This window comes from Nocardia goodfellowii, assembly GCF_017875645.1.
In the GTDB taxonomy this organism is placed as follows: domain Bacteria; phylum Actinomycetota; class Actinomycetes; order Mycobacteriales; family Mycobacteriaceae; genus Nocardia; species Nocardia goodfellowii.
Genome location: NZ_JAGGMR010000001.1, coordinates 6,809,661 through 6,836,419, shown reverse-complemented (window position 1 = coordinate 6,836,419; position 26,759 = coordinate 6,809,661). Strand labels below are relative to the sequence as shown.

The window sequence follows — 26,759 nt, the reverse complement described above, 5'->3', positions numbered from 1 at the left end:
ATAATCATTTCATGGCTGATTCCTCTGGTGACGGAGCCCCGGCAAACGGGGTGACCCGGATCGCAGTCGCGGGTGCGAGCGGGTATGCGGGCGGTGAAGTACTCCGACTACTTCTGGCGCATCCCCGATACCGAGACGGGCGCCTCGAGATCGGGGCGCTGACCGCTGGGTCGAATGCCGGAACCACGCTGGGCGCGCACCAGCCGCATCTGCTGCCGCTCGCGGACCGCGTGCTCGGTCCGACCACCGTCAAGGAGTTGGCCGGGCACGACGTGGTCTTCCTGGGTCTGCCGCACGGACAGTCCGCCGTCATCGCCGAGGCGTTGCCGGAATCGACGGTGATCATCGACTGCGGCGCCGATTTCCGGCTGCGCGACGCGGCCGCGTGGGAAAAGCACTACGGCAGCGCCCATGCGGGCGCCTGGCCCTACGGTCTGCCCGAATTGCCCGGTGGCCGTGCGGCTTTGCGCGGCGCGAACCGGATCGCCGTCCCCGGCTGCTACCCGACCGTGTCCAGTGTGGCGCTGGCTCCGGCCGTCGCGGCGGGCATCATCGAGCCCGCGGTGCATGTCGTCGCGGTCAGCGGCGCCTCGGGCGCGGGTCGCAAACTCGATGTGGCCCTGCTGGGTTCGGAGGTGATGGGCTCGGCCCGCGCCTACAGCATCGCCGGCGCGCACCGGCACACCCCCGAGATCGCGCAGAACCTGAAGGCGGCCGGCGGACAAGACGTCACGGTGTCGTTCACCCCGGTGCTCGCTCCGATGCCGCGCGGCATCCTGGCCACCTGCACCGCGCGTACCACCGTGGACGCCGCGGCGGCTCGCGCGGTCTACGAGAAGGCTTACGCCGAAGAACCTTTCGTGCACCTGCTGCCGGAAGGTGTACTGCCGCAGACCGGTTCGGTGCTCGGTTCCAATGCCATCACCCTCCAGGTGGCGGTGGACGACGACGCCGGCCTGCTGGTGGTGATCGGCGCGATCGACAACTTGACCAAGGGCACCGCGGGCGCCGCGGTGCAATCCATGAACCTGGCCCTCGGATTCGAAGAGACCGAAGGACTTTCCACCGTAGGAGTGGCACCGTGACGACCGAAACCACCTCTGGCAAGCTGGTTCGGACCCAGGGCGTGACCGCCCCGCTCGGCTTCCGGGCGGCCGGTCTCGCCGCGGGCATCAAGGCCAGCGGCAAGCCCGACTTGGCGCTCGTGCTCAACGAGGGGCCCGAGTACGCGGCGGCGGGCGTATTCACCCGCAACCAGGTGAAGGCCGCGCCGGTGCTGTGGTCGCAGCAGGTGCTGAGCTCGGGGCGGCTGCGCGCGGTCATCCTCAATTCCGGTGGGGCCAACGCCTGCACGGGCCCCGGCGGCTTCCAGGACACCCATCAGACCGCCGAGGAACTGGCGAAGGTGCTGAGCAACTGGGGCGCCGAGACCGGTGCGGGCGAGATCGCCGTCTGCTCAACAGGTTTGATCGGTGACCGGCTGCCGATGGACAAGCTGCTCCCCGCGATCACCGAAATCGTGCACGAGATGGGCGGCGGCATCTCCGGCGGCACCGACGCCGCGCACGCCATCATGACCACCGACACCGTGCCCAAGGAAGTCGCGTTCCACCACCGGGACAAGTGGAACGTCGGCGGCATGGCCAAGGGCGCGGGCATGCTCGCCCCCTCGCTGGCCACCATGCTGGTCGTCCTCACCACCGACGCCGTCGCTACCGCGGAACAGTTGGATTCCGCGCTGCGCAAGGCGACTCGGCTCACCTTCGACCGGCTCGACGTGGACGGTTCCTGCTCCACCAACGACACCGTGCTGCTGCTGGCCAACGGCGCCAGCGCGGTCACGCCGTCGCAGGAGGAACTCGACGCCGCGGTGCTCGCGGTCTGTGACGACCTGGCGGCGCAGTTGATGGCCGATGCGGAGGGGGTCACCAAGCGGGTCCGGGTCTTCGTCAAGGGCGCGGCCGACGAGGACGAGGCGTTGATCGCGGCCCGCGCCATCGCGCGCGATTCTCTGGTCAAGACAGCGCTTTTCGGCTCCGACCCGAACTGGGGCCGGGTGCTCGCCGCCGTGGGAATCGCGCCGATCACCCTGGACGCGAACCGGATCTCGGTGTCGTTCAACGGGAATCCGGTCTGCGTCGACAGCGTCGGTGCGCCGGGTGCTCGTCAGGTCGATCTGTCCGGCGCGGACATCGACGTGCTCGTCGAGCTGAACGTGGGGTCCGGCGAGGCGATGGTGCGCACCACCGATCTCTCGCACGGTTACGTCGAAGAGAATTCGGCTTACAGCTCATGACCGATGTGCTGCACAGCCTTTCGGCGCTGGACAAGGCACATGTCCTGGCCGGCGCCCTGCCCTGGCTGCAGAAGTTCCGCGACAAGATCGTCGTGGTGAAGTACGGCGGCAACGCCATGATCGACGATGAACTCAAGCGGGCCTTCGCCGCCGACATGGCTTTTCTGCGCACCGTCGGGGTGCACCCGGTCGTGGTGCACGGTGGCGGCCCGCAGATCAGCGCGATGCTGAAAAAGCTGGGCCTGCAAGGAGAATTCCGCGGCGGCTTCCGGGTCACCACACCCGAGGTCATGGATGTGGTGCGGATGGTGCTCTTCGGTCAGGTCGGCCGGGAACTGGTCGGCTTGATCAACGCGCACGGCCCGTACGCGGTAGGTATCTCCGGTGAGGACGCGCATCTGTTCACCGCGACCCGGCGCACCGTGGATGTGGCGGGCATCGCCACCGATATCGGCCTGGTCGGCGACGTGACCGAGGTGAATCCGGACGCCGTGCTGGATCTCATCGCGGCAGGCCGGATTCCGGTGGTGTCCACCATCGCGCCGGACGCCGGCGGTGTGGTGCACAACATCAACGCCGACACCGCGGCCGCCGCGCTGGCCGAGGGCATCGGCGCGGAGAAATTGGTCGTGCTGACCGATGTCGAGGGCCTCTACACCGATTGGCCGGACCGCTCCTCGCTGACCTCGCGCATCGACGCCGACGAATTGGCGAAGTTGCTGCCGCGCTTGGATGCGGGCATGGTGCCGAAGATGGAAGCGTGTTTGCGCGCCGTCCAGGGCGGCGTGCCGACCGCGCACGTCATCGACGGGCGGGTGCCGCATTCGGTACTGCTGGAACTGTTCACCGGAGAAGGAATCGGAACAATGGTGACGCCGGTCGGCGCACCGGACGGAACGAAATCATGAGCAATGTCGAGCAATTGCAGGCGCGGTGGAACACCGTGATGATGAACAACTACGGCACCCCGAAGCTCGCGCTGGTGCGCGGCTCGGGCGCGGTGGTCTACGACGCCGACGATAACCGCTACGTCGATTTCCTCGGCGGCATCGCGGTGAACTCGCTCGGGCACGGGCATCCGGCGATCATCGAGGCGGTCACCACCCAGCTGGGCACGCTGGGGCACACGTCGAACCTGTATGTCACCGAGCCCGCGCTGGAGCTGGCCGAAAAGTTGTTGTCGCACTTCGGCGACGGGCACGGGCGCGCGTTCTTCTGCAATTCCGGCACCGAGGCCAACGAGGCCGCGTTCAAGATGGCGCGGTTGACCGGGCGGAGCAAGATCGTCGCGTGTGCCGAAGCCTTCCACGGCCGGACCATGGGTGCGCTGGCCTTGACCGGGCAGCCCGCCAAGCGGGCGCCGTTCGAGCCGATGCCGCCCGGTGTGGTGCACGTGCCCTACGGTGACGCCGACGCGCTCGAGGCCGTCGTCGATGCCGACACCGCCGCGGTGTTCCTGGAGCCGATCATGGGGGAGAGCGGCGTCATCGTGCCCCCGCTGGACTATCTGGCGCGGGCCCGCGAGATCACCGCTCGGCACGGCGCGCTGCTGGTGCTGGACGAGGTGCAGACGGGCATCGGCCGGTGCGGAAAGTTCTACGCGCACCAGGCTTTCGGCATCGTGCCCGATGTGATCACCCTCGCCAAGGGGCTCGGCGGCGGACTGCCGATCGGCGCGGTACTGGCCACCGGACCGGCCGCGGATCTGCTCACTCCGGGCCTGCACGGCACCACCTTCGGCGGCAACGCCGTGTGCGCGGCGGCCGCGCTGGCGGTGCTGCGCACCATCGACGCCGAAGATCTGCTCGCCCACGTCGAATCGCTGGGCAAGCACATCGTCGACGGCATCGAAGGATTGGACCATCCGCTGATCGACCACGTGCGTGGCGCCGGCCTGCTGCTGGGAATCGCTCTCACCCAAGATATTTCGGCTCAGGTGGAGGCCAGGGCGCGGTCGGCCGGATACCTGATCAACGCGCCCAAGCCCGATACCGTCCGGCTCGCACCCCCGCTGGTGCTCACCGAGACCCAGGCCGACAACTTCGTCGCCGACCTGCCCCAGATTCTCGACGGTGCGGCCGAAGACGCGAAGGGAACCAAATGACCGAGCTCAGGCACTTCCTCCGGGACGACGACGTCACCCCGGTCGAGCAGGCCGAAATCCTCACCCTCGCGGCCGAATTGAAGGCCGCGCCGTTCGCGCACCGTCCTCTGGACGGCCCGCGCGGGGTCGGCGTGATCTTCGAGAAGAACTCCACCCGCACCCGCTTCTCCTTCGAAGTCGGCATCGCCCAGCTCGGCGGGCACGCCGTCGTGGTGGACGGGCGCGACACCCAGCTGGGCCGCGAGGAAACGCTCGCCGACACCGGCCGGGTGCTCTCCCGCTATGTCGACGCCATCGTCTGGCGTACTTTCGAACAGGCGCGTCTGGATGAAATGGCCCCGGCCGCAACGGTTCCCGTGATCAACGCACTGTCCAACGAATTCCATCCGTGTCAGGTGCTGGCCGACCTCATGACGTTGCGGGAACGCCTGGGCGACCTGGCGGGGCGCAATCTCACCTACTTCGGTGACGGCGCCAACAACATGGCGCACTCGTTGCTGCTGGGCGGCGTCACGGCGGGCCTGAACGTCACCGTCGCCGCTCCCTCGGGTTTCGAGCCGCTGCCCTGGATCCTGGAGGCCGCACGCAAGCGCGCCGCCGAGACCGGGGCGACCATCACCCTCACCAGTGACCCCGGCGCCGCCGCCGAAGGGGCCGACGCCCTGGTTACCGACTGCTGGACCTCCATGGGGCAGGAGAACGACGGCCTGGACCGTGTCGGCCCGTTCCGCCCGTACCAGCTCAACACCGATCTACTTGCTCGTGCCCAGTCGGATGCCGTTGTTCTGCACTGTCTTCCGGCGCACCGCGGCGAGGAGATCACCGACGAGGTGATCGACGGACCGCACAGCGTCGTCTGGGACGAAGCCGAGAACCGCTTGCACGCGCAGAAGGCCCTGCTGGTCTGGCTGCTGGCGAAGCGAGGTGCGGCGAGTGCCTAAGCGAACCAGGGGCGCTGAGGAATCCGATCTCGGCGCCCTCGAGGTACGAGCGTGAGCGCCGCCACGGCCGATCCGGGCAAGGGGCCCGCGATCGCCCGAACCCGCGCCGGGCGACAATCCCGCATCATCGAACTGCTGTCCGCGCACGCCGTCCGCAGCCAGACCGAACTGGCCGCGCTGCTCGCCGCCGAAGGCATCGAGACCACCCAGGCCACCCTCTCCCGTGACCTCGACGAACTCGGCGCCGTGAAGCTGCGTGCCGCGGACGGCGGCGCCGGGGTCTATGTGGTCCCCGAGGACGGCAGTCCTGTCCGCGGCGTCACCGGCGGCACCGACCGCCTGTCGAAACTGCTGGGTGATCTGCTCGTCTCCACCGACGCCTCCGGCAATATCGCCGTGCTGCGCACCCCGCCCGGCGCCGCTCACTTCCTGGCCAGCGCCCTCGACCGTGCCTCGCTCCCGTTCATCGTCGGCACCATCGCGGGCGACGACACCATCGCCGTCATCGCCCGCGAACCCCTCACCGGTGCCGAACTGGCCGCGAAGATCGAGGCACTGGCCTGAATTTACTACAGCATGATCGATTTCGCTCATCTGAACTCTGGCATAGTTGAATTCCGATCGTGCCGAGGGAATCCGGCCTGTTGCCGGTCGACGCACAAGCACTGTGAACTCTCGGGGCACGCCGACGCTGTCGCGGCCATGGCGCTCGGGTTGGTAGCGCGGTAGTCGACCGCCTCCGCCGTCGCGGCGTACCGTGGCGGCATGGCCAAGATCAGTTTGTCCGGGCCGCAGGCGACCATGCTCGCGACCCTTTATGGCAAGGCTCTCGACGCCCAGTCCCCGAACTCGGTTCTGCACGACACCATGGCCTTACGCGCCGTCGAGCAGATCGACTTCGACAAATCCGAGACCGGCCTGCGCAAATCCGACGCCGCGACCGTCGCCCTCCGCAGCCTGCACTTCGACACCTGGGCCCGCGAATTCCTCGCCGAACACTCCGAAGCCACCGTGCTGCATCTGGGTTGTGGCCTCGACACCCGCGTCTACCGCATCGACCCCGGCCCTGGAATCCGCTGGTACGACATCGATTTCCCGGATGTCATCGAATTGCGTCCCGAGCTCTACCCGGAACGGCCCGGCTACGAACTGATCGCCACCGCACTGACCCCAGCCGACTGGGTCGAGCGGATCCCCGCCGACCTGCCCGTGCTCGTCATCGCCGAGGGCGTCACCATGTATCTGGCGGAGGAACCGGGCCGAGACCTCTTCCGCCGCATCGTCGACCGCTTCCCCGCCGGCCAGTTCCTCTTCGACGGCTTCAGCCGCACCGGCATCAAACTCCAGAAGATCAACGCGGTTGTCCGCAAATCCGGCTCCACGCTGCACTGGGGCATCGACACCCCCGCCGACCTCGAAGCCATCCACCCCCGCCTGCGGGTCCGCACCGCCCTCAGCGCTTTCGACCTCGACGCCTCCAAGCTCGACCTCAGCTACCGCCTGTCCATGGCCGTCGGTCGCCGCATCGGCCTCCTCCGCCGCATGGCCATCTCCTATCGCCTCGACTTCTGACCCGGTCGACCGGCCTCGATCAAGCCCGGGGAGCTCGGTTGAGAATGTCGGTATAGAGCAGACGCCCGCCGAGCAGCCGGAGCGCGGCCCGGCGGTCGTTGGCGCGACCGAGATTCTCGGTGCGAGAACCGCGTTCGTAGTAGAAGACGCTCCACCAGCCGTCGTCGCCCTGGATCAGGCACCAGGACTGTTCTTGGAGTTTGCCTTCGGAGACAAGGGATTCGGGGGTCGGAACGTGGGAGAATGTAGTGAGCTGGCTGGTGGGGTTCTGGTCGAAAATTCCGCCGCTGGTCACAGCGCGACCTCCTCGATGAATCCGGCGCCGACCAAGTCGACGATCGGCATGAGTGTGAAGAACTGTTCGCCGCCGCCGGGCTGCCCGAACCACGGGGCGACCGGTCCCGCCCACACAGGAGTCTGCGTCTTCACCTGCCAGCGCCGGTAGCCGGAATGTAGATAGTCGACCGGCAAGGAGCGAGCGCTGAGCGGGGTGGAGATGTCGTAGAGCAACTTGCTGAACGTAGTGCCGAACGAGTCCACGATCCGGCCGGGTTCCAAGCGGATGGGTGCACGGCCGTCCGAAGCAGCGAAACCATCGGGATGCCGGTTGCGGTCGGGCCAAATCAATCGACGCTGCCCTACGGGCTCGGCAACGTCCTCGGGGACCACGAACTGCTGAACCCAAGGCTGTTCCCCCAACCCGCCATAAACATCACCATCGACCAAAGCTTGCACTGCCGAATGTGAAAATGGCACACCGCCAACCGATCCCGCCGTCCCCCGACCTGGCTCCAGCGGCTGCGAACCGCGCAACGCCCCACCGATCAAGCCTAGGAACCCGTAGCACGCCGAGGCCTCGGTCTCGTAGACGCAGCGGTCGATCTTGCTTCCGCGCTCGTACCAATAGACCATGTAGACGCCGTCTTCTTCGGTGACGCAGAACGCGTCCTCGCGCCTCCTCCCGATCCCAGCCTCTGACTCGGGCATGCCCAGTGCCCGGGCGATAGTCTCCAACTCCCCAAAATTCATAATCGGCCTTCCTTGATTCTCGAGCCGCCTACTCAGGTGAACTCAGTCGATCGAGATCGAAGTGCTTACCCCACCAGCTCGGGACATCTTTGCCTATCTGGCGTTTCAATTTCAAACGTGATCGATAATCGCTGATGGACGGGGCAGCGCTATCGAGCCACGTGGTTACGGATGGCCATCCAATTCTTACTGGCTGGCCCTCGCTGATTATCCACACCGGTGGATTCGAATCCTCGAGATCGGCGCCGTCGATAACGTTGTACAAGTATGCTTGATGGTCGACCATGACAAGCATTCCTGATGAGTCGAATAGCTCATCATCAAGCTGGGAGATGGTGGCCAAAGCATGATTCTTCGACTCGGGCGTCACGCGACCGATGCCGAATGAACTGCCTTTCAGCCATATCCCGGGATCTGTTCCCAGAACGCGCAAAACTTCGCGAACAGCCACGGGAATGTCTTCGCATCCTTGAGCTCTGGCCCACTCGTCGATCTGCGCATCCGTGGCCGGCACTACCGAATCTGGCTTCCAACCAGCTTCCGCCGTGCGGGAGAAGATCGCGCGAATCGAGTTGATCGCAGCTTGGGCATCACTGGTTGTCATCAGTAGAGGCTCTCCTGATCGAGGTTGCGAACTTCAAGGCGTAGGCCCGGTAAAGCCAGTTGCAGAGAGTCCATCATATCCGTGCAGGATTCACAAACGACTTCATCCAGCGGGATATCCCGCCCCGCTGGGTAATCCACGACCATACGGATTTCGCCGCGGATGTCGTCTATTGATGCCGGCGTGTACTCCGTATTTTGGTGGTTCGCCTTTAACTGGGCCTTTTGATTGAGATTGTCGAGGGTTTTTTCGATCCGCTCTCTCGTTCTTTCGGCCTCACCGAGCGGACCTTCCGAATACTGGCGGCCACTATTCTTTATTTCCTCGCTCGCACGTCGGAGCGCGCGATGGATATCCTTATCTTTGGCGCCGGTGGCTTGCTGGATCGCCCGATGGACCACTTCCTCGAGTAGTTTCACCTCCGAGTCGTTCGTGCGGTCGCCGGGAACGGTGCTGCCGTGCGGGGTGACCGGTTTGGTCTCGAAGACTCGCCTGTCGGACGGCGGTGTTCTCGGCCCTTTGTCCCCGGGGTCGAAATCAGGATGCGACCCACTGTAGGCATGTAGGTCTCCGGTTTCCCCATTGTCGAAGCGGTAGCGCATGGCGGTAATCGTGCGCCGGTCGGCTTTGCGAGCGACCTCCTTGCCGGGCGGATCCTGCTCGGCGACTTGCGCCGCGTTGGCAATCCCGGCTTCTCGGAGCTCTCTATTGCGCTGCGCCAACTCGGTGAAATCTTGTTCCCGAGTTGCTTGGTACGCAGGATTCGAGGGGTCGAGCCCAACTGGCGCGGCGCCTGTTCCGTGGGAACGCGAATCAGATGTTTCGTTTCGCTGTTCGGTTGACGGTGGACTCTGCGTGCTGTTACTAGGCGTGGAATCTTGTGCCGTGGCACGAGGCGATTGGCTTGGTTCGGGAGAGCGAGCGCTGTCCGAACTAGTGACTGCGGGGGTGGTCGTCGTACTTGCGGTGGTGCCATCCGATGTGTGCGCAGCGGCGGGAAGTTGGCTGTTATCACCTTCGTTCGCAGGCCCTTCCGGCGTGGAATCGTCGGGCTTCGCTGTCGACTCCAGCTGCTGGGCCGGTTTGTCCGCGTCGTCCGATATTGAGGTTTCGGGCTTTTGGGCGGCTTGTTGATCCGGTCGGGAGCTGTCCTCACGCAGAGGTTGCGGATCGTCGGTCGCGGTGTCGTCGTGGGCCTGTGGTTGGTTGGTGGGGCTCGTGTCGGTCTTCTGATCCGGGACGGTGACATCAGTGGACACATCTGGATCGGACTCTGCGGTCGCTTCAATTCGACCTTCCCCAGGCGGGTTGCGATCGTCGTTGTCGGGCTCGCGAGACGGCGGTGTGCCATCGGGTCCGGTCGGTGCACCGTCTGGACTGTCAGGAGGGGTGGTGGTGTCCGGACCATCTGGGCCGGGTGCTCCGGCAGCGCCATCTCCCGGAGCAGGTCTCGATGCCAAAGGGACTTCGCGGAGGTAGCCCTCGTCGATCAAGGCTTGCACCGACGCGGGGAGGTAGTGCTGGGTACCCCCGCCATCCTCGCCCATGGCGGGGGCGATGCTGCCGACCCAAACGGGAAGAGGCTCGAGGACCTCGTATTGGTGGTACTGCTCGCCGTCGAGGTTGGTGGGTGGGAGGGCTCGGTCGGGATAAGGGATGCCGGGCGGAGAGGTGAACCTGCCGTTGGGGCCACCGAATCGGTCGATGATCTCCCCGGGCGGAAGCACAGCCGGGGTGCGATCGGTCGGGCTCGAGAAGCCCTGGGGAAACAGATCTTCATCGGGCCAGTTCAGGCCACCATTTTCGTTCTTCAGTCCGTTCATCCACTCGTCACGAGTCATACCGTGGAAGGGATCGAAATCGGCGGGGAGCAGGGCATCTACAACTGGATGGCCGGGTCCGACCCCGGGCGGCGCAGGCGGCCACGAGCCATGCTCTGCCCAGTGCGCATCGGAGATCGCTTGCAGCTTCTTGTCGAGTTCGCGCAGGCGCTGGAGCTCGGCGTCTTCGAGATCAGGGTGGACGAGATCGTCGGTCTGGACCGCCGTATTGTCGGTATAGACGAAGGGGTTGTTAGGATCCGGTTGCTTCGATTTCTCTTGGCCGGAGTCGTTCTCGTCGGCCTGGCTTGGGTCGGAGGCATCCCCGTCTGAATCGTCGTTCTGGTCTGCTGTCTTCTCGACGGCGCTGTGCTCATCAGCCCCGCGCTGGTCTGATTCGTCCGGCGATGGCTCGTCGCCATCGGCCTTCTTCTGCCTTGAATCTTCTTCGGCAGGATTCTTTTGGTTCGGTTCCGACTCCGACTTTCCTGGGTCGGGTCTGAAGCTGCCCGGTTCGGGCTCGCCGGGGTCGTCCTTGGGTGGATCGGTTGGTGGGGTGTCGCCCATGTAATCGACGGGAGTGTCGTCGGTGGGCTTTGCGTTGGTGGGTGGGGTGGGGTTTGCTTCGGGGTGGGTGAGGGAATTGGTGGGAGTTGTTGGGGTTGAGGCGGTTTGGGGGGTGTGGGTTTGCCAGGTGCCGTTGCCGCGGATGTGGGCGGGGGAGTTGGGGCGGGCGGGGACGCCGACGGCGTCGGTGGCGGAGTGGACGGGGGAGCCGAGTTCGTTGGCCAGGCGTTGGGCCATGCCGGGGTTGTTGGCGGCGTTGCAGGCGACGAGGCGGATGGGGGTGCCGGGGGTGAAATTGGGATTGGAGCGGATGGCGGCGACTATTTGTTGCTCGGTGAGGCCGCCGAGGGGGCGGCCGTTGCGATCGGCGTGGAAGACGACGTCGAAGTGGCCCTCGTTGCGGAGGTTTCGGGCGACGCGTTGGGTGGCGGGGTCGTCGCCGATCGAGGTTCCGGTGGGGGTGTGGTGGGTGTTGGGCGGCGGGGTGTCGGAGGGGGTGGTGTTCAGAGTTGAAGGCTGGTTCGCCGGGGGGTCGTTGGTCGGTGACTGTTGGGGGTGAGGGTTGAGTGCTTGCTGTTGGGGGTGGGCGGTGGGCGCGTGCTGTTGAGGCTGGGTGGTGGGTGCCTGCTGATGGGGACGGGAAGTGGGGGGTTGCTGTTGAGTTTCGGGAGTGGGTGATTGCTGATGGGGTTGGGAGGTTGGCGGTTCTTGTCGCGAGGTCGGCGGTTGCTGTTGGTGTTGGGGGGCGGTCGCTTGCTGGGGGGATTGAGAGGCGGGGGATTGCTGCCGCGATTGGGGTGACTGCTGTTGGTGCTGGGTGGTGGGAGGCAGGCGTTGAGGCTGACTTGCGGGCGACGGCTGCTGCGGTTGGTTTGAAACTGGCGGCGTTTGGGGTTGGGTCGTCGGGTGGGTGTTGTTCGGGACCGGGTTGGCGGCGGCGGGGTTCCACGGGGTGGAGAGCGGATCGAACTGGCGCTGCTTTTCGGCCAGCCAGTCGCGGAACTCCTGATTGGAGCGAGGGTTGTGGGTGTTCGGGGCCGGTTGGGGGGTTGAGTGCGGTGTGGTCGAGTTGCCCGGGTGGGTGGACGGGTTCGACGTAGATGCCCGGGAGTCGGGCCGGGGTGCGTAGGGGTTGGTGTTGTGCGACGGAGGGTTGGATTCCGGAGCTCGGGTGTCGGGGAGGTTGCGGAAGGGGCGCTGGTCTTCGAAGCGACTGGGGCGCTGTGTGTTCGGAGCGGGGTTGGCCGATCCCGGGCTAGTGGGATTGGTGCTCGGGGTTGGTTGCTGGGAACGAGTGGCGCTGTAGGGGTGGCCAGAGTTCACCTGTTGCTGACGGTCACTGGGCTGTGTCGGGTTCGATACGGAACTCGTTGTGGGAGGGGAGACCTCGGCAGGTCGAGCTGAGGTAGTGGACCGCGCTGCGGGAGTGGGGTTGTTGGTCTGTTGTGTGGGTGTCGTGTTGGGGCGGGTCGTGGGTGAGAGGTTGTTGGCGGGCTGGTTGGAGGTGTTGCCGGAACCGGTTGTGGGAGAGCTGCTATTGCCGGGGTGGATGGGTGTGGTGTCGGGGCGGGTGGCGGAAGACGGGTTGTGAGGCGATCGGGCGGGGGGCGCGTCGGGACGGGTGGCCGACGAAGGGTTTTGGGTTGATCGCGGAGCGGCGGAGCTGGCTGGGGTGCCGGGGTCGCCGTGTTGTGGTGTGGTCGAGCGGGGTGTGTCCGGTTGGGATGTGGCTGGGAAACCGGTGACCGGGGGTGTGCTGGTTGCGGGGGCAGTCGTGGCGGCCGCAGTGGTGGTGTCGGTCGAAACCGGCTGCGTGGAGGTTGTGGGTGTCGTTGGGGTGGCGGGGTTTGTCGGTGACGTTGTGGTGGGCGCGGGTGCGGTCGTACTCGGGACGGGCTGGGTGGAGGTGGGCTCGGACGGAGTCGTCGTTGCCGGAGTGGCGGTTTGGGTGGGTGCCGACGGGTTTTGGGCTGTCGGGATTCCCGCTGCGGGAGTGCTCGGTTGTGCCGGCGTGGTGGGAGATGGGTTGGTTGCCGCCGGCTGTTGGGAAGTCGGGTTGGTCTCCGCGCGTGTGGGGGTTTGGGTATCGCCGGTATCCGAGGGAGCGGGGTTACCGGTGGTCGGAGCTGGGGTCGCCGATTGCTGAGTGGCGGGTTGGGGGCTGGCGGGCTGGCCCTGCTGTTCCGTCGGCTGTGGTTGTTGGGCTGGCTGGTCCGTCGACGGCTGATTTGGTGACTGCTGCGCCGAAACCTGTTGTGCCGGTTGCCCATCCGTGGTCTGGCTCGGTGACGGTTGGGTTGGGTTTTGCTGTGTCGGCTGTGTGTCCGAGGGCTGGCTGGGTGACGGTTGGGTTGGGTTTTGCTGTGTGGGTTGTGTGTCCGTCGGTTGGCTGGGCGACTGCTGGGCCGGGTTTTGTTGTGTGGGCTGTGTGTCCGAGGGCTGGCTGGGCGACTGTTGAGCCGGGTTTTGTTGTGTCGGTTGCGTGTCCGCCGGTTGACTCGCCGCTTGCTGCGCTGGGTTTTGTTGCGCTGCGGGAGTTTCGGGTGACTGCTGGTTTTGCTGTTGCTGGCTGGGCTGGGTGTCTGGCGATTGCTGCGTCGGCTGCTGGCTTTGTGATTGCTGCTGGGTCGACGGGTTCGGGTTGTCACCGGTGTTGGGGTTCGTGCCAGCGGGGTTGGTAGCGGCCGGGTTTGTGTTTGCGGGAGTCGTTGGGTTGGAGGGGTTTTGGCTCGGATTGGCTTGATTGCCGGTGTTTTGGTTTTGGCTGGCAGGGTTGGAACCATCCCCGTTGCCGTTGCCGTTGCCGTTGCCGTTGCCGTTGCCGTTGCCGTCCCCATCCCCGTTGCCGTTGCCGCCGGGATCGGTGTCACCAGGATCGGTGGTGCCGGGGTTGCCGTTGCCGCTGTTCTCGAGTGCGCTCTGCCCGGCCCCGACTGCGGAGGAGGTGATGTTCTCCAGCGACAACGCTTCGGAGAGGTCGAAGGGCTGGTCGGTGAGGGCGGCGGTGGTCGCGGCGGCGGCTACTTCGCCGGCGAGGCCGGCGACGGTTTCCTGGGCGCCTTCTTTGACCGCGCTGGCGAGTTTGCTGCTGTTGGGATTGCCGGTGCCGGAGGTGAGGGCGCCTTCGGTGGCGCCGGCCGCGGCGGCCGCGGCGATGGTGGCTCCGGATTGCAGCCATTCTTCTTTGGTGAGGGTGTCGCGATTGCCGGCGGCGACTTGGGCGAGTTTGAGCCCGATTTCGAGGAAGCCTTCTTCCAGGACTGCTGACCAGGCGCCTTTCAGGGCGGCGCGGGCCGCGGCTTTGAGGCCGGCTTTGGAGATGATGCGTTTGAGCAGGGCTTTGATGGCGACGCGGATGGCGATTTGGGTGGCGGTGCGAGCGGCGGCTCCGGCAGCGGCACCCGCGGGCGCGCCGACGCCGGTGGCGGCGGCGGCCAGCGCGGCGGCCATTTCGATGGCGAAGATCACCAGGGAGGCGATGATCACCAGCTTGGTGTGTTCGATGTCTGCGGCGCCGTCGCCGATTTCGTCGGCGAGGGTTTCGATGGTTTTGGTAAGCCCGTCGAAAGCACCCTGTCCGCCGCCGAGTTTGGTCCAGTGCGCGGCGAAGGCTTGGCCGGTGGCGCCGTCGAGTTGCGCGATGGCTTGCTGGACTGCGTGCGTGGCTTCGTCATCGAGATCGGTGAGGGTGGTGGCCAGGCCGGTCCAGGCATCCTCGACGCGTCGCATGGCGGTTTCGTCGCCTTCGGGCCAGTCGCCCGCCCCGACGACGTATTTGGCGACCCACTGCAACGAATCCGGAATCTCGATCCCCACCCGGACAACCCTCCCCGCAACGCCGCCCGTCGTTCCGGGCTCCGAACCTGCCTACATCTGGATAAGACGCAACCAGCGTCGAGGCGGTTCCATCCGATCGCGAGAAATATTGCCATCCCCGGAGATCAAGAGCGACAACGCACGCGGCGGCTACGCGGGCCGGCGAAAATGTTGCGGGTCCTGATCGAGATCTACTCGGTCACCAGGACCCTGCTCCACCATGCCAGGTAGAACGCAGCACCGAGGACCACGAGGCCGGACCGGAGCCCACGCTGGCGAAGAGGGGATGCCTCGTGACACTCCCAGCGAGTTAACGCCCGAACCCCGCACCCCGATTATGAATGGGATTGCAGCATCGTGCATAATCATTTGCAGAACGGCACGGGGGCGCCGCCACCAACCACATCCGAGGAGCACAGAGAAAATGTCCGAGCGCGTCGTACTCGCCTACTCCGGTGGGCTTGACACCTCCGTCGCCATCAGCTGGATCGCGAAGGAGACCGGCGCCGAGGTCGTGGCGGTCGCCATCGATCTGGGCCAGGGCGGCGAGGACATGAACGTGGTGCGCCAGCGTGCGCTGGACTGCGGCGCCGTGGAGGCCATCGTGGTCGACGCGCGCGACGAGTTCGCCGACGAGTACTGCCTGCCCACCATTCAGGCCAACGCCCTGTACATGGGCCAGTACCCGCTGGTGTCCGCGATCAGCCGCCCGCTGATCGTCAAGCACCTGGTGGAGGCGGCGAAGTTCCACAACGCCACCACCGTCTCGCACGGTTGCACCGGTAAGGGTAACGACCAGGTCCGCTTCGAGGTCGGCATCGGCGCGCTCGCGCCCGACCTGGAGGTCATCGCCCCGGTTCGCGACTACGCCTGGACCCGGGAGAAGGCCATCGCCTTCGCCGAGGAGAACAACCTCCCGATCAACGTCACCAAGAAGTCGCCGTTCTCCATCGACCAGAACGTGTGGGGCCGCGCCGTCGAGACCGGCTTCCTCGAGGACCTGTGGAACGCCCCGACCAAGGACGTCTACGACTACACCGCCGATCCGACGGTCAACTTCGAGGCGCCCGACGAGCTCATCGTCACCTTCGACAAGGGCGTGCCGGTCGCGATCGACGGCAAGCCGGTCAGTGTGCTCGAGGCCATCGTCGAGTTGAACCATCGCGCCGGCCGGCAGGGCATCGGCCGGTTGGACATGGTGGAGGACCGGCTCGTCGGCATCAAGAGCCGTGAGATCTACGAGGCCCCGGGCGCGATCGCGCTGATCACCGCGCACCAGGCGCTCGAGCACGTCACCATCGAGCGCGAGCTCGGCCGCTACAAGCGCCAGGTCGAGCAGCGCTGGGGCGAGCTGGCCTACGACGGCCTGTGGTACTCCCCGCTCAAGCGCGCCCTGGACGCGTTCATCGCCGACACCCAGCAGAGTGTCTCCGGCGACATCCGGATGGTGCTGCACGGCGGCTCCGCGGTGGTCAACGGCCGTCGCTCCGAGCAGTCGCTGTACGACTTCAACCTGGCCACCTACGACGAGGGCGACACCTTCGACCAGTCGCTGGCCAAGGGCTTCGTGCAGATCCACGGCCTGTCCTCGAAGGTCGCCGCGCGCCGCGACCTGAACCAGAAGTAGCGACCGGGGCGACCGGTCGTAGGCTCGACCTCGACCGGTCGTCTTCGGATCAGGAGCAGGCGATGCGCAGTGACAGCGACAGCTGGGACATCGAATCGAGTGTCGGCGCGACCGCGCTGGGTGTGACGGTTCTGCGGGCGGTGGAAACCGCGCGCCCCGATACGGTGTGTCCTGATCCGTTCGCCGCCCGGTTGGTGCGCGCGGTCGGCTCTTCCTCGTGGGATGGGCTGCTGGACACGGGGATCGCCGCCCTGGCCGAGGTCGCCGACGAGGCCGAAGCGCAGGCTTTCAACCCCCTGCTCTCCTTCATGACCGCGCGGACCTGCTATTTCGACGACTACTTTCGTGCCGCCGTAGCGGCGGGCATCCGGCAGTTCGTGGTCCTCGCGGCGGGGCTGGATGCCCGCGCGTACCGGCTCCAAGAGCTCTCCGGTAGCACGCTTTTCGAGGTCGACCTGCCGAAGGTGCTGGAATTCAAGGCTTCCGCGCTGGCCGCGGACAGGCCGGTGGCCGACCGTCGCGCCGTCGCGGCGGACCTGCGCGAGGACTGGCCGGAAGCTCTGCGCGACAACGGTTTCGAGCCGGACGAGCCGACAGCCTGGCTGGCGGAGGGGCTGCTGCGCTACCTTCCCGCTGCAGGCCAGGATCTGTTGTTCGAACGAATCGTCGCCGTCAGCGCGCCCGGCAGCCGGGTGGCGCTGAATACGTGGCACTCCCCGTCCCCCGTGGCCGCGGAGCAGTCCCGGCGGCGGGTCGCGCAGCTGGCCGGACAGGGCATCGAGCTCGACGTCGACAAACTCCTGTATCCCGAGGAAGGCCGAGCCCAGCCCGCCGACTGGTTCGCTCGGCACGGCTGGCAGGTACGGCTCGGCGACCCGATCGAAGTCCTGACCGGCCGTGGCCGTGACGTCCCCGCGGCGGCCGTCGCGGAAATGGCCAGGCATACCTTGTTGACCGCAATCCGACCCGGAGGAGACAGCACGCCATGACCACGCAGGGAACCAACGAAGGTGCGCTCTGGGGTGGGCGTTTCGCGTCCGGTCCGGCGGCGGCGATGGCGGCGTTGAGCAAGTCGACGCACTTCGACTGGGCACTGGCCCCGTATGACATCCGCGCCTCCAAGGCGCACGCGCGCGTGCTGCACAAGGCCGGGCTGCTCTCCGACAGCGACCTGTCCGGCATGCTCGCCGGGCTGGAACAGCTTGCCTCCGACGTGAATTCGGGTGCCTTCGGTCCCGTGGAATCCGACGAGGACGTGCACGGCGCGCTGGAGCGCGGATTGATAGATCGGGTCGGCACCGAACTCGGCGGCCGGTTGCGCGCCGGACGTTCGCGCAACGATCAGGTCGCCACGCTGTTCCGGATGTGGCTGCGAGATGCCGTGCGCCGCGTCGCTTTCGGTCTGCTGGAGGTGGTCGACGCACTGGTCGCGCAGGCCGCCGCGCATCCCGACGCGGTGATGCCGGGCAAGACCCACCTGCAGGCCGCGCAGCCGGTGCTGCTGGCCCATCATCTGCTGGCGCATGCGCACCCGCTGCTGCGCGATATCGATCGGCTGCGTGACTTCGACAAGCGAGCGGCGGTGTCCCCGTATGGTTCCGGCGCGCTCGCCGGTTCCTCGCTCGGCCTGGATCCTGAGCAGATCGCGGCCGAACTCGACTTCGACGCGTCGGCGGCGAATTCGATCGACGCCACCTCCTCGCGCGATTTCGCGGCCGAGGCCGCGTTCGTCCTGGCCATGATCGGCGTCGACTTGAGTCGCATGGCCGAAGAGGTAATCCTCTGGAGCACACCCGAATTCGGCTATGTGACCCTCGCCGACGCCTGGTCCACCGGTTCCTCGATCATGCCGCAGAAGAAGAACCCGGACGTCTCGGAGCTGACGCGGGGCAAGGCGGGCCGTCTGATCGGCAACCTCACCGGCCTGCTGGCCACCTTGAAGGCGCAGCCGCTGGCCTACAACCGCGACCTCCAGGAAGACAAGGAACCGCTCTTCGACTCGGTCGCCCAGCTGGAGTTGCTGCTGCCCGCGATCGCCGGTCTGGTCTCCACGTTGACCTTTCACACCGAGCGCATGGCCGAACTCGCCCCGGCCGGTTTCACCCTTGCCACCGACATCGCGGAATGGCTTGTCCGGCAAGGTGTTCCGTTCCGCGTGGCGCACGAGGCGGCCGGGGCCTGCGTGCGGGCCGCCGAGTCCCGCGGTGTCGGCCTCGACGAACTCACCGACGCCGAGTTCGCCGCCATCGACCCCGCCCTCACGCCGCAGGTCCGCGAGGTGCTGACGGTTCAGGGTTCCATCGCCTCCCGCAACGCCCGCGGCGGCACCGCGGGTGTCCAGGTCGCCGCCCAGTTGGCCGAAATCCGCACGGACGTCATCGAACTCCGAGCCTGGCTGCGCTGAAGTCCGCCGGTGCGGTCACCGCCGGGGCGGAACCGTCACCCACGGCCGGTGGCCGGCGCCGAGGAGACCGGCCACGCGCAGCACGGGTGCCAGGTAGGCCGGGATCGTCTCGGGGGCCCGCAAGCGGCCGGGATAGTGGACGAGCAGATCATGCCCGAGCACACTCCACGGCGGGACGGCGCCGGTGAGGTGCGCCTCGATCAGGGGCGGGCCGATCAACTGGTGCGCGGCGCGTTCATCCGGGGCGATGACCCGGAAACGGCTGTCGAACACCGGATGCCCGGTCGCGGTCGGTTTGTCGCCGAACAGTGAACGTCCCAGCTGAGACAGCGCGCCGCGGGTCGCCACCTTGACCGGTGGCAGCGGCCGGTCCAGGCGCACCACCACGACGACGAAGTGATGACGGGTCGTCGAGTTGTCGCTGTCGGTCGTCTCGTAGTAGTACTCGGCGACGGTCACCCATCGGCCGCCGACCGGTCCGGTCAGCGTCATCCCCACGCCGTTGGAATTCCGTCCGGGGAGCCGGGAGGTCCATTGCTGACGCGTCTGCTCGGCGACCTGCCAGCCGTTGCGCGCGGCCCAGTGACGCACTGCGTCCTTCCGTTCCCGCTCGGCTCGGATCTGCAACGGCACCAGGACGGCCAGGAGTGCCAGGAGACCCACACAGGGCAGTCCGAGCAGCAGCGACAAGGCATCCATATTCTCCCCTCCGGTAGCCCTCGGTAATGGAATCAATTCTCCCGCTGGACCTTTCGGATTCCTTATGAGCTGGTTGGGGTCGCGGTCAGAAATAGTCGTTCGATATCCATAGCCGGCTCGTCCGACGGACCGCGATCGTTACCCCCTATTCGCCGGAAGTGACGCGGCGACGGATTCGGGTACCGGAATACTCGCGATCCGGCCGATGGAGCAGCTCAGGATCGGAGCGTGCGCAATCGCGCATGACCGTACGAATTGGAGATTCCGATGCCTGAAAAATTCACGCTCCCGCCCCCGGGATTCTTGAGAACCGAGATTATGAACCTGGGTCCGGTCATGGAGCCGAAATTCGCGGATGCGAACGACTGGAACGAATTCATGCCGGTCGTCGAGACAAGGCCGGTCGCTGTCCAGGAAATCGGTATGGCGGCTCTGGACGCGGCGGCCGCGGCGGCGCCCGATATCGCGTTGGCCGCATCCGGTGTGGCCGATCTGCTCCGCGGTAAGCGATACGAGATCCTCAGCGTCGGCACCCGGGCGCTGGATCGGGAGACCGAATTCCCGGTGGTCGTCATCTACGACTACGACGACAACGTCACGGTGGAGGCGATCGTGGACCCGTCGCGGCAGGAGGTCCGGCAGATCCGCACGACGGCGAATCAACCCCCGGTCACCGACCCCGAAGCCGACCGGGCGCTGGACCTGGTCCGTCGAGACGGACGACTGCCCGATAGCGGCGTCGATATCGGTACCGGCCGCGGTCTGATCGTCGACGAAACCGATTTCCACAGCCCGCGCTATGGGCATCGGCTCGTCGATCTGCGCTTCGGACCCGCGGACCGGCGGCTGCCCACCGCGTTCGCCATTGTCGACCTGAGCGCCGAAAACGTCGTCGAGGTCGGCCTGATTTCGGAGGGACTGCTATGAGCGTGTCCGGACAGGTGAACTGGCCGCCGGAGGCACCGGCATGGAATTTCGTCTGGCAAGTTGTCGACGGGGACAGCGAAGCGATCGCATTCCTCAATGTCGCGTACCGCGGTAAGAAGGTGCTGCACAAGGCGAGCGTGCCGATGATCAGGGTGCATTACGACCAGGGTGGCGGCCCGTACAAAGATCAGATGAGCATCGGTAATATGCGCCGGCCGGTCGCGGTGTACGAAGGAAGTCCGGGGGGCGGTTTCCGATTCCTGGTCGTGGAGAGTTACCACGAGATCGGCCGGTACCGGTTGCTCAATCGCTGGATCTTCCGCGACGACGGCATCATTTTGCCGCAGATGTACAGCGCGGGACTGCAACATCCGTACAACCATCGGCACCACGTGTACTGGCGATTCGATTTCGACATCGAGGGCGCGGCAAACAATCTGGCGTTGCAGCATCTGCCGACCGGCCAGGACTATGGGTACGGTCCCGGCTGGCATCCGAAGACGACCGAGGTGTCCACGGTGCACACCGGCGAAAGTCGCTGGGCGGTCCTGAACAAGGCCGGCAATCGTGGATTCCTGGTCGACAAGGGCCCATTCGACGGCTTCAGCGACTGGTTCGGGCCCCGGGACGTGGCCGTCACCGCGTACCGCGGCGCGGAGGACCTGCGCGGCGGGCTCGGCACCGCCCATGACGACCAGATCCTGCAGCACGTCAACAACGAGAACATCGACGGCCAGGACGTCGTCATGTGGTACGTCGCGCACCTCGCACACGTGGCGCACGACGGCGGCGACGAATGGCACGTCTGCGGGCCGATCCTGCGGCACTTCCGCTATTGACAGCCCTGTTCGGCAGCCGCGGCCCGTAACTCGGACCGCGGCTGCCGTGGCGCGTTCCAGCCTGCCCGTCGCTGACCGGAGGCGGGCGCCGGGGCGGCTATTCTGCCGCCATGACCCTGCTGTTGCTGGCGCTGGCCATCGTGTCCGAGATCACCGCGACCATCTCGCTGAAGCTGTCCGAGGGCTTCAGCAAGCTGGTGCCGTCGATCATTGTGGTGATCGGCTACTGCGCGGCGTTCTTCTTCCTGTCCCAAGCCTTGAAGCGCGGGATGAGTATCGGGATCGCCTACGGCATCTGGTCGGCTATCGGAGTCGCGGCGGTCGCCACGATCGGCGCGCTGTTCCTGGACGAACGGCTGACGCTGATTCAGATCGGCGGGATCGGCCTGGTCATCCTCGGCGTGCTGGCGCTGGAACTCGGTGGCGCGCACTGAGAGTGCACTTTTGGTGAATCACCCCGGCGGGGGAGCGGGTGATCGTAGGATCGGGCGATGGACTGGTCGTTCGGTCAGCCGAGTCCACGGGGGGTGGACGGACGATGACGTCGGAGGAACCGCCGCCGCAAGCCGGTGGTGATGCTGTCGTGCTGGCGGCCACGGGGCTGGTCAAGCGGTACGGCGGCGTCGCGGCGTTGCGGGGAGCCAACTTTCAGGTGCGGGCCGGTGAGGTCGTCGCGCTGATCGGGGACAACGGCGCCGGGAAATCGACTCTGGTGAAATGCCTTTCGGGCGCCGAGCAACCCGATGGCGGCACCATTGTGCTCGACGGTGCGCCGGTGGTGTTGAATACGCCGACCGCCGCGCGCGAACTCGGCATCGAAACCGTCTATCAGGATCTCGCGGTCGCTCCCGATCTGGATCCGGCGGCCAACCTGTTCCTCGGGCGCGAGTTGCTGCGCCGGGGGCTACCCGGCAAGCTCGGCATGCTCGACAAGGCGGCGATGAGAAGCCAAGCGGTGGAGCATTTCCGGCGTCTCGGAGTCACCTTGCAGCGGGCCGATGTGCCGATCGGATCACTCTCGGGCGGGCAACGGCAGAGCGTCGCGGTGGCCCGGGCCGTGATGTGGGCCAGCAAGGTCGTGTTCATGGACGAACCGACCGCCGCGCTCGGCGTCGTGCAGCGCGAACGAGTGCTCGATGTCATCCGCCGGATCCGTGACGAAGGCATCGCCGTGGTGCTGATCAGCCACAACATGCCGGAGGTGCTGGCCGTGGCCGACCGGATCGAAGTGCTGCGGCTCGGCAAGCGCGTGGCCCGATTCACCGCCGCCGAAGCCACATTGGAGCAGTTGGTCGCCGCCATGACGGGCGCGCTGTCGCAGGAGGAGGCGCCGTGAGCGAGCAGCCGGACGAGCGCGGAGCGCCGGGCCGGGACCACGGTGACAACGGCGTCGATATTCCGGAACGCACTGCGCTGCAGAGGCTTCTGGGTCTGAGTACGGTATGGATCGCTGTCGTGCTGGTCGCGCTGTGCGTGATCTTCAGTGTCCTACGCCCCGAGGCCTTCCCGACCCGCTTCACCTTCCAGACGTTGCTCATCGAAACCTCGGTGCTGCTCGTCCTCTCGGTCGGCATGACCTTCGTCATCATCACCTCCGGTATCGACCTGTCCGTCGGCATGGTGCTGATCTTCGCCGGGGTGATCGGCGCGAAAACCATGGAGTGGCTCAGCCCGGACGAGGACGCGACCGGCGCGGGCTGGGGCATCATCGGCCTCGGATTCGTGGGAGCCGTTGCGGGCGGCGGCATCTGGGGCCTGCTGAACGGGATGCTGGTGGCCAAAGCCAAGATTCCGCCGCTGATCGTCACGCTGGGTTCGTTCGGCGCGGCGCTGGGGGCGGCTCAATTGATCACCGGCGGCGTCGACACCCGCACGGTGCCCGACAACCTGCGCGACACACTGGGTTTCGGCACTTCGCTGGGTGGTGTCCCGAACCTGGTACTGGTCGCGACCGTCGTGACGGTGCTGGCCGCCTGGCTATTGCACACCACCAGATTCGGGCGTTACACCTACGCCATCGGTTCCAGCGCGGAGGCCGCCCGGCGTTCCGGTATCGCGGTCACCCGGCATCTGGTGCTGGTGTATCTGATGACCGGATTGCTCGCCGGGCTCGCGGGTTTCATGAATCTGGCGTACTTCGGCACCACCACGATCGGCGGGCACACCACCGACAACCTGGACGCCATCGCCGGGGTGGTCATCGGCGGCACCAGTCTTTTCGGCGGCGCCGGTTCGGTGCTCGGCACGGTGATCGGCGTGTTCATACCGTCGGTGCTGAAGAAGGGTTTCGTGATCGTGGGAGTGCCGGTGTTCTGGCAGCCCATCGCGGTGAGTGTGGTTCTCGTGGCGGCGGTCTGGTTCGACCAGGCGCGCCGCCGGGCGCGGGACCGGAAGTAGAGGTCCGTAGCAACAAGGAGGTTCGAGGATGAGAAGACTCGGGACGGTGTTCGGTGCTGTACTGGCCGGGGTGCTGGTGGTGGGTTGTTCGGGGAGCGTGGATGATTCGGGCGGCGGCGACAGCAAGAAGCTGGTGCTGATCCCCGGTGTCGCCGACGAACCGTTCTACATTTCCATGCAGTGCGGCGCCGAAGCCAAAGCCGAAGCGCTCGGCTACGAACTCGGCACCCAGGCGCCCACGAAATTCGATGCGGCACAGCAGACTCCGATTCTCAGCGGCGTGGTCGCCAACAAGCCGGGCGGCATCCTGATCGCCCCGACGCACGCCACCGCGATGGCCAGCCCGATGAAGCAGGCCCGCGACACCGGCATCGCGATGGTCGAAGTCGACACCGCCCTCGACGACACTTCTGTCGCCGTGTCCTCCATCGCCTCCGACAACAAGAAGGGCGGTGAGCTGGCCGCGCAGACCTTGGCGAAACTGATCGGCGACAAGGGCCCGGTCCTGGTGATCAACACCAAGGCGGGCACCTCCACCACCGACGCGCGCGCCCAAGGTTTCCAAGACGCGGTCAAAGCCTTCCCGGGCATCACCTCCCTCGGCGTGCAATACAACAACAACGAAGCCGCGCAGGCCGCCTCCATCGTCACCGCGACCCTCGCGGCGCACCCCGATCTGGCCGGTATCTTCGCCACCAACCTGAGTTCCGCCGAGGGCGCTGCCACCGGACTGCGCAATGCGAACAAACTCGGTCAGGTGAAACTCGTCGGCTTCGACGCCAGCCCCAAGCAGGTCGAGGACCTGAAGGCCGGCACCGTTCAAGCACTCATCGCCCAGGACCCGGCCGGTATCGGCGAGAAGGGCGTCGAGCAGGCGGTCGCCGCGATCGAGGGCAAGCCGGTGACCCGCACCATCCAAACCGACATGGTCGCGATCACCCAGGCGGATATGGACGCCAATTCGAAGTACTTCTACAAGCGTAAGTGCTGACTGCGGTCCGGCGCGTGGAGGCGTCAATCCTCTACGCGCACCGCGTATCCCGCGTGAATGAGAGCCTCCAGCACCTGGCCTCGATGATCGGGTCCGCGTGTCTCCAGCGTCAGCGACACCTCGACCTCATTGACCGCCAGCCAGGTACCGGTCCGGGAATGCGCCACGTCCACCACGCTGGCCCCGGTCTTGCCGACCACCGTCAACAGGCTGCTCAATGCCCCGGGCAGATCGGAAATGGTGACCCGTAGCTCGAGGTAGCGGCCGGCCGCGCTGAGCCCGTGCCCGATCAGCCGGGTCAGCAGCAGCGGGTCGATATTGCCGCCGGACAGTACCGCGCACACCGGGCCGCGCAGAGCCAATTCCGCTGGGGCACAACTCATCAGCGCCGCCACGGCCGCCGCCCCCGCCGGTTCGACGATCAACTTCGCCCGCTCCAGGCACAGCAGCAACGCGGTGGACAGCGACTCCTCGTCCACCGTCACGATGCTCGGACCGTGCGCGGCGACATGCGCGAACGGAACCTCGCCCGGCAACCCCACCGCGATACCGTCGGCCATCGTCGACATCCGCGCGACCCGTACGGGCTTACCGGTGCTCAGCGAATCAGGCCAGGCCGCGGCTTCGGCGGCTTGCACACCGATCACCCGGACGTCCGGCGCGAGATGATGCAACGCGATCGCGATACCCGCCAGCAGCCCGCCGCCGCCGGTGGGCACCAGCACCGTCCCGACCTCGGGCAACTGCTGCAAGATCTCCTGTGCCACCGTCGCCTGGCCGGCCACGATGTCCGGATGGTCGAACGGATGGATCAGCGTCGCCCCGGTACGCATCGCGAAATCCTGCGCCGCCTCCAGTGCCTCGTCGATGGTCTCGCCCACCTGCCGCACCCGGGCCCCGTACGCCTTGGTGGCCGCCAGCTTCGGAATGGACGCGCCCACCGGCATGAACACCGTCGACTCGATCCCCAATGAGCCGGCCGCCCACGCCACTCCCTGCGCATGATTGCCCGCACTGGCCGCCACCACGCCGCGCGATCGGTCCGCCTCTGCCAGATTCGCGATCCGGTTGTAGGCCCCGCGCGGCTTGAACGACCCGGTCCGCTGCAGGTTCTCACACTTCAAGAACACCTCGGAGCCCGCCCGCTCCGACAGAACCCGGGACGCCACCATCGGCGTCCGGCGAATCACGGGCGCCAACTTCTCCGCCGCCGCCTCGATCTCTTCCAGCCCGAGCAACTCCATACGGCACATGCTGCCACCCCCACGCCGATTCGTCCCACGACTCGGCGAGGTTCCCCACGCGACACCACCGCGCCTCGTCGCCGTACCAGTGCGGGTGCGGCATTAGCCGCGGCCGTGGGGTGAGTACACGCCGCCTCCCGCGATCGAGTACCGCCTATGCTCGTAAAGAGTTGAAGTGCAACAACTCCGACAACTCACTCAGGCTCGTGATCCGCAGCACGCCGGCCGGCACGCCCACGCCGCTGCCTGCCCGGTCGAGCCAGACGGCGGTCAGTCCGGCATCTCGGGCACCCAGTGCGTCGATGTCGAGACGGTCACCGACATAGGCGACCTCACCCGGCGGCAGATCCAACGCCGCGCAGGCGGCATGGAACGCCGCGGCGTCCGGTTTCGCATACCCCAACTCGTCGGCACACAGTACTGCCTCGAAATACCCACGGATGTCCAGTGTCTGGAGCTTGCGCTCCTGGTTGACCACCGACGAGTTCGACAGCACCGCTTGCCGGAACCGCGGCGCGAGGGTGGCCAGCGCCGCCGCGGAATCGGGGAAGAGGGTCCAGCAGTCCTGATAGTGCGCGATGTAACGGTTGAACCAGGCATCGGCCTCGGCGTCCGGCAGATCGATGCCGAGAAACACGCGGGCACGGCAGCGGCGGTGCTCGAAAATATCCACCTCGCCGGCCAGGAATCGGGCGAATTCGGCTTCCATGATCGCCTGCCACCGCCGCACCGCGGGCTCCGGTCCGCCGTGCGCGTCGAGCAGCCCCTCGGCCGCGAGATGCCGCAGCACCCCGGCGCGGTCCGACTCCGAGTAGTCGAAGAGGGTGTCGTCGACGTCCCACAGCACGGCTCGCACGGTCATACGGCCGACCCTACGTGGCG

General features: G+C 66.6%; 23 protein-coding genes. 16 read left to right on the top strand and 7 right to left on the bottom strand.

Annotation, left to right across the window (positions count from 1 at the left end):
• Window positions 1–11: 11 nt before the first annotated feature.
• The 7 genes from argC (at window position 12) to BJ987_RS31650 (ending at window position 6,913) form a co-directional block, all read left to right on the top strand.
• The gene (gene argC, locus BJ987_RS31680) at window positions 12–1,085 is read left to right on the top strand and encodes an N-acetyl-gamma-glutamyl-phosphate reductase (protein ID WP_209896729.1); all 1,074 of its coding nucleotides are present in this window, start codon (window positions 12–14) and stop codon (window positions 1,083–1,085) included.
• Window positions 1,082–2,296 (top strand): bifunctional glutamate N-acetyltransferase/amino-acid acetyltransferase ArgJ, encoded by a 1,215-nt coding sequence (argJ, locus tag BJ987_RS31675; protein WP_209896728.1) that lies wholly within the window; start codon window positions 1,082–1,084, stop codon window positions 2,294–2,296. The genes argC and argJ overlap by 4 nt, the downstream gene beginning before the upstream one ends.
• Window positions 2,293–3,204 (top strand): acetylglutamate kinase, encoded by a 912-nt coding sequence (gene argB / locus BJ987_RS31670; RefSeq protein WP_209896727.1) that lies wholly within the window; start codon window positions 2,293–2,295, stop codon window positions 3,202–3,204. Before argJ ends, argB begins: the two co-directional genes overlap by 4 nt.
• Window positions 3,201–4,400 (top strand): acetylornithine transaminase, encoded by a 1,200-nt coding sequence (locus BJ987_RS31665; RefSeq protein ID WP_209896726.1) that lies wholly within the window; start codon window positions 3,201–3,203, stop codon window positions 4,398–4,400. Before argB ends, BJ987_RS31665 begins: the two co-directional genes overlap by 4 nt.
• A complete protein-coding gene (gene argF / locus BJ987_RS31660) occupies window positions 4,397–5,341 on the top strand; it encodes an ornithine carbamoyltransferase (RefSeq protein WP_209896725.1) in 945 nt (314 codons plus the stop codon). Before BJ987_RS31665 ends, argF begins: the two co-directional genes overlap by 4 nt.
• A gap of 51 nt (window positions 5,342–5,392) precedes the next feature.
• A complete protein-coding gene (locus tag BJ987_RS31655; protein ID WP_307869819.1) occupies window positions 5,393–5,905 on the top strand; it encodes an arginine repressor in 513 nt (170 codons plus the stop codon).
• A gap of 201 nt (window positions 5,906–6,106) precedes the next feature.
• The gene (locus BJ987_RS31650; protein WP_209896724.1) at window positions 6,107–6,913 is read left to right on the top strand and encodes a class I SAM-dependent methyltransferase; all 807 of its coding nucleotides are present in this window, start codon (window positions 6,107–6,109) and stop codon (window positions 6,911–6,913) included.
• A gap of 19 nt (window positions 6,914–6,932) precedes the next feature.
• On the opposite strand, the gene BJ987_RS31645 is transcribed toward BJ987_RS31650, so the two are convergent.
• Genes BJ987_RS31645 through BJ987_RS38135 form a run of 4 tightly spaced genes read right to left on the bottom strand, consistent with a single transcriptional unit; the run spans window position 6,933 to window position 14,749 of the window.
• Complete coding sequence (locus tag BJ987_RS31645) at window positions 6,933–7,208, bottom strand: hypothetical protein (RefSeq protein WP_209896723.1); 276 nt, start codon at window positions 7,206–7,208, stop codon at window positions 6,933–6,935.
• Window positions 7,205–7,942, bottom strand: coding sequence for a TNT domain-containing protein (locus BJ987_RS31640; protein ID WP_209896722.1), 738 nt, complete (start codon window positions 7,940–7,942; stop codon window positions 7,205–7,207). Before BJ987_RS31640 ends, BJ987_RS31645 begins: the two co-directional genes overlap by 4 nt.
• 28 nt (window positions 7,943–7,970) lie before the next feature.
• Window positions 7,971–8,546 (bottom strand): hypothetical protein, encoded by a 576-nt coding sequence (locus BJ987_RS31635; RefSeq protein ID WP_209896721.1) that lies wholly within the window; start codon window positions 8,544–8,546, stop codon window positions 7,971–7,973.
• Window positions 8,546–14,749 carry a glycohydrolase toxin TNT-related protein gene (locus tag BJ987_RS38135; protein ID WP_209896720.1) on the bottom strand — a complete coding sequence of 2,068 codons (6,204 nt, stop codon included), beginning with the start codon at window positions 14,747–14,749 and terminating at the stop codon, window positions 8,546–8,548. Before BJ987_RS38135 ends, BJ987_RS31635 begins: the two co-directional genes overlap by 1 nt.
• Window positions 14,750–15,173: 424 nt before the next feature.
• Here BJ987_RS38135 and BJ987_RS31625 point away from each other — a divergent pair, with 424 nt between their 5' ends.
• From BJ987_RS31625 to argH, 3 genes are all read left to right on the top strand, one after another.
• On the top strand, window positions 15,174–16,376 hold the full coding sequence (locus BJ987_RS31625; RefSeq protein ID WP_209896719.1) for an argininosuccinate synthase: 1,203 nt from the start codon (window positions 15,174–15,176) through the stop codon (window positions 16,374–16,376).
• 62 nt (window positions 16,377–16,438) lie between these two features.
• On the top strand, window positions 16,439–17,365 hold the full coding sequence (locus tag BJ987_RS31620; RefSeq protein ID WP_209896718.1) for an SAM-dependent methyltransferase: 927 nt from the start codon (window positions 16,439–16,441) through the stop codon (window positions 17,363–17,365).
• A complete protein-coding gene (gene argH, locus BJ987_RS31615; RefSeq protein ID WP_209896717.1) occupies window positions 17,362–18,780 on the top strand; it encodes an argininosuccinate lyase in 1,419 nt (472 codons plus the stop codon). Before BJ987_RS31620 ends, argH begins: the two co-directional genes overlap by 4 nt.
• 15 nt (window positions 18,781–18,795) lie before the next feature.
• Here the strand turns inward: argH and BJ987_RS31610 are convergent, their stop codons facing one another.
• Window positions 18,796–19,479: a hypothetical protein gene (locus BJ987_RS31610; RefSeq protein WP_209896716.1), complete on the bottom strand. Its 684-nt coding sequence runs from the start codon at window positions 19,477–19,479 to the stop codon at window positions 18,796–18,798.
• Between the two features lie 303 nt (window positions 19,480–19,782).
• Between BJ987_RS31610 and BJ987_RS31605 the strand changes: the two genes are divergently transcribed.
• The 6 genes from BJ987_RS31605 to BJ987_RS31580 all read left to right on the top strand — a co-directional run bounded on the left by BJ987_RS31605 (window position 19,783) and on the right by BJ987_RS31580 (window position 24,633).
• A complete protein-coding gene (locus tag BJ987_RS31605) occupies window positions 19,783–20,406 on the top strand; it encodes a hypothetical protein (protein WP_209896715.1) in 624 nt (207 codons plus the stop codon).
• Window positions 20,403–21,245: a hypothetical protein gene (locus BJ987_RS31600; protein WP_209896714.1), complete on the top strand. Its 843-nt coding sequence runs from the start codon at window positions 20,403–20,405 to the stop codon at window positions 21,243–21,245. Before BJ987_RS31605 ends, BJ987_RS31600 begins: the two co-directional genes overlap by 4 nt.
• Before the next feature lie 110 nt (window positions 21,246–21,355).
• A complete protein-coding gene (locus BJ987_RS31595) occupies window positions 21,356–21,679 on the top strand; it encodes a DMT family transporter (RefSeq protein WP_209896713.1) in 324 nt (107 codons plus the stop codon).
• Window positions 21,680–21,783: 104 nt separating this feature from the next.
• Window positions 21,784–22,581 (top strand): ATP-binding cassette domain-containing protein, encoded by a 798-nt coding sequence (locus BJ987_RS31590; RefSeq protein WP_209896712.1) that lies wholly within the window; start codon window positions 21,784–21,786, stop codon window positions 22,579–22,581.
• The gene (locus BJ987_RS31585; RefSeq protein ID WP_209896711.1) at window positions 22,578–23,642 is read left to right on the top strand and encodes an ABC transporter permease; all 1,065 of its coding nucleotides are present in this window, start codon (window positions 22,578–22,580) and stop codon (window positions 23,640–23,642) included. The genes BJ987_RS31590 and BJ987_RS31585 overlap by 4 nt, the downstream gene beginning before the upstream one ends.
• Before the next feature lie 28 nt (window positions 23,643–23,670).
• The gene (locus BJ987_RS31580; protein WP_209896710.1) at window positions 23,671–24,633 is read left to right on the top strand and encodes an ABC transporter substrate-binding protein; all 963 of its coding nucleotides are present in this window, start codon (window positions 23,671–23,673) and stop codon (window positions 24,631–24,633) included.
• 23 nt (window positions 24,634–24,656) lie between these two features.
• Here the strand turns inward: BJ987_RS31580 and ilvA are convergent, their stop codons facing one another.
• Window positions 24,657–25,886: a threonine ammonia-lyase gene (ilvA, locus tag BJ987_RS31575; RefSeq protein ID WP_209896709.1), complete on the bottom strand. Its 1,230-nt coding sequence runs from the start codon at window positions 25,884–25,886 to the stop codon at window positions 24,657–24,659.
• 145 nt (window positions 25,887–26,031) lie between these two features.
• A complete protein-coding gene (locus BJ987_RS31570; protein ID WP_209896708.1) occupies window positions 26,032–26,739 on the bottom strand; it encodes an HAD family hydrolase in 708 nt (235 codons plus the stop codon).
• Window positions 26,740–26,759: the final 20 nt, after the last annotated feature.